The sequence below is a fragment of the Silvania sp. genome (assembly GCF_051656365.1).
In the GTDB taxonomy this organism is placed as follows: domain Bacteria; phylum Pseudomonadota; class Gammaproteobacteria; order Enterobacterales; family Enterobacteriaceae; genus Enterobacter; species Enterobacter hatchlandensis.
Window position 1 is genome coordinate 1 of the sequence record NZ_JBOGBT010000100.1, and the last position, 2,869, is coordinate 2,869.

At 51.9% G+C, this 2,869-nt stretch carries 4 protein-coding genes; all 4 read left to right on the top strand.

Translation table 11 applies throughout. The features are described from left to right. The coding region (tuf, locus tag ACRDD5_RS19655; protein WP_438677743.1) for an elongation factor Tu at nt 1-1,104 on the top strand (1,104 nt) is incomplete at its 5' end. 230 nt (nt 1,105-1,334) lie between these two features. After that, complete coding sequence (secE, locus tag ACRDD5_RS19660; protein ID WP_003862342.1) at nt 1,335-1,718, top strand: preprotein translocase subunit SecE; 384 nt, start codon at nt 1,335-1,337, stop codon at nt 1,716-1,718. A 1-nt stretch (nt 1,719) separates the two neighbouring features. Continuing rightward, the gene (gene nusG, locus ACRDD5_RS19665; protein WP_002438628.1) at nt 1,720-2,265 is read left to right on the top strand and encodes a transcription termination/antitermination protein NusG; all 546 of its coding nucleotides are present in this window, start codon (nt 1,720-1,722) and stop codon (nt 2,263-2,265) included. A gap of 155 nt (nt 2,266-2,420) precedes the next feature. Further along, nucleotides 2,421-2,849, top strand: a complete 429-nt coding sequence (gene rplK, locus ACRDD5_RS19670; RefSeq protein ID WP_271282900.1) for a 50S ribosomal protein L11 — start codon at nt 2,421-2,423, stop codon at nt 2,847-2,849. The last annotated feature ends 20 nt before the right edge of the window (nt 2,850-2,869 follow it).

Genomic DNA, 2,869 nt, shown 5'->3' on the forward strand with positions numbered 1-2,869 from the left:
CTGACCGCTGCAATCACTACCGTTCTGGCTAAAACCTACGGTGGTTCTGCTCGTGCATTCGACCAGATCGATAACGCACCAGAAGAAAAAGCGCGTGGTATCACCATCAACACTTCCCACGTTGAGTATGACACCCCGACTCGCCACTACGCACACGTAGACTGCCCAGGCCACGCCGACTATGTTAAAAACATGATCACCGGTGCTGCGCAGATGGACGGCGCGATCCTGGTTGTTGCTGCGACTGACGGCCCTATGCCTCAGACCCGTGAGCACATCCTGCTGGGTCGTCAGGTAGGCGTTCCTTTCATCATCGTGTTCCTGAACAAATGCGACATGGTTGATGACGAAGAGCTGCTGGAACTGGTAGAAATGGAAGTACGTGAGCTGCTGTCTCAGTACGATTTCCCAGGCGACGACACCCCTATCGTTCGTGGTTCTGCACTGAAAGCGCTGGAAGGCGAAGCACAGTGGGAAGAGAAAATCATCGAACTGGCTGGCTACCTGGACTCTTACATCCCGGAACCAGAGCGTGCGATTGACAAGCCGTTCCTGCTGCCTATCGAAGACGTATTCTCTATCTCCGGCCGTGGTACTGTTGTTACCGGTCGTGTAGAGCGCGGTATCGTTAAAGTTGGCGAAGAAGTTGAAATCGTTGGTATCAAAGAGACTGCTAAGTCTACCTGTACCGGCGTTGAAATGTTCCGCAAACTGCTGGACGAAGGTCGTGCAGGCGAGAACTGTGGTGTTCTGCTGCGTGGTATCAAGCGTGAAGAAATCCAGCGTGGCCAGGTTCTGGCTAAGCCGGGCTCTATCAAGCCACACACCAAGTTCGAATCCGAAGTGTACATCCTGTCCAAAGATGAAGGCGGCCGTCATACTCCGTTCTTCAAAGGCTACCGTCCACAGTTCTACTTCCGTACAACTGACGTGACCGGTACCATCGAACTGCCAGAAGGCGTTGAGATGGTAATGCCAGGCGACAACATCAAAATGGTTGTTACCCTGATCCACCCAATCGCGATGGATGACGGTCTGCGTTTCGCAATCCGTGAAGGTGGCCGTACCGTTGGTGCGGGCGTGGTTGCTAAAGTTCTCAGCTAATTGCTGATAACATTTGACGCAATGCGCATGAAAAGGGCATCATTTGATGCCCTTTTTGCACGCTTTCGAACCAGAACCTGGCTCATCAGTGATTTTATTTGTCATAATCATTGCTGAGACAGGCTCTGAAGAGGGCGTTTTAGTCCGAAACGCATCAGAGCATTTCGGTTAGGTTCGCCTCGCAATCGCGGGGTGAAAATATTTGTAGAATACTTCTGACAGGTTGGTTTATGAGTGCGAATACCGAAGCTCAAGGGAGCGGGCGCGGCCTGGAAGCGATGAAATGGGTAGTGGTAGCCGTATTGTTGATCGTGGCAATCGTTGGCAACTATCTTTATCGTGACATGATGCTGCCGCTACGCGCGCTGGCAGTGGTAATTCTGATTGCTGCAGCGGGTGGTGTCGCGCTGTTGACGACCAAAGGTAAAGCGACCGTTGCTTTTGCCCGCGAAGCGAGAACCGAAGTCCGTAAGGTCATTTGGCCGACTCGCCAGGAAACATTGCACACCACGCTGATTGTAGCTGCGGTTACCGCTGTAATGTCACTGATCCTGTGGGGACTGGATGGTATTCTGGTTCGCCTGGTATCCTTTATCACTGGCCTGAGGTTCTAAGATGTCTGAAGCCCCTAAAAAGCGCTGGTACGTCGTTCAGGCGTTTTCCGGTTTTGAAGGCCGCGTAGCTACGTCGCTGCGTGAGCATATCAAATTACACAACATGGAAGAGTTGTTTGGCGAAGTTATGGTTCCGACCGAAGAAGTGGTCGAGATCCGTGGCGGCCAGCGTCGCAAAAGCGAACGTAAATTCTTCCCGGGTTACGTCCTTGTTCAGATGGTGATGAACGACGCAAGCTGGCACCTGGTGCGTAGCGTACCTCGCGTAATGGGCTTTATCGGCGGCACGTCTGACCGTCCGGCGCCAATCAGCGACAAAGAAGTTGATGCGATTATGAACCGCCTGCAGCAGGTTGGGGATAAGCCGCGTCCTAAAACGCTGTTTGAACCGGGCGAAATGGTCCGTGTCAGTGATGGTCCGTTTGCTGACTTTAACGGTGTGGTTGAAGAAGTGGACTACGAAAAGTCCCGCCTGAAAGTTTCTGTTTCTATCTTCGGTCGTGCGACCCCGGTAGAGCTGGACTTTGCGCAGGTAGAAAAAGCCTAAGTAGCCGATCAAAAAAGCGACGATTTAATCGTTGCACAGGGCGCGAGATTGGAATACAATTTCGCGCCTTTTGTTTTTATGGATCGCATCCGTAAAACGAATTTTATCACGGGGAGCCTCCTTGAGGCGCTATAACCCAATCAGAGGATTTTACAATGGCTAAGAAAGTACAAGCCTATGTCAAGCTGCAGGTTGCAGCTGGTATGGCAAACCCGAGTCCGCCAGTCGGCCCAGCACTGGGTCAGCAAGGCGTTAACATCATGGAATTCTGTAAAGCGTTCAACGCCAAAACTGAATCCCTGGAAAAAGGCCTGCCGACTCCGGTTGTTATTACCGTTTACGCTGACCGTTCTTTCACTTTCGTTACCAAGACCCCGCCGGCAGCAGTTCTGCTGAAAAAAGCGGCTGGTATCAAGTCTGGTTCCGGTAAGCCGAACAAAGACAAAGTAGGTAAAATTTCCCGCACTCAGCTGCAGGAAATCGCGCAGACCAAAGCTGCCGACATGACTGGTTCCGACATTGAAGCGATGACTCGCTCCATTGAAGGTACTGCACGTTCCATGGGCCTGGTAGTGGAGGACTAAGAAATGGCTAAACTGACCAA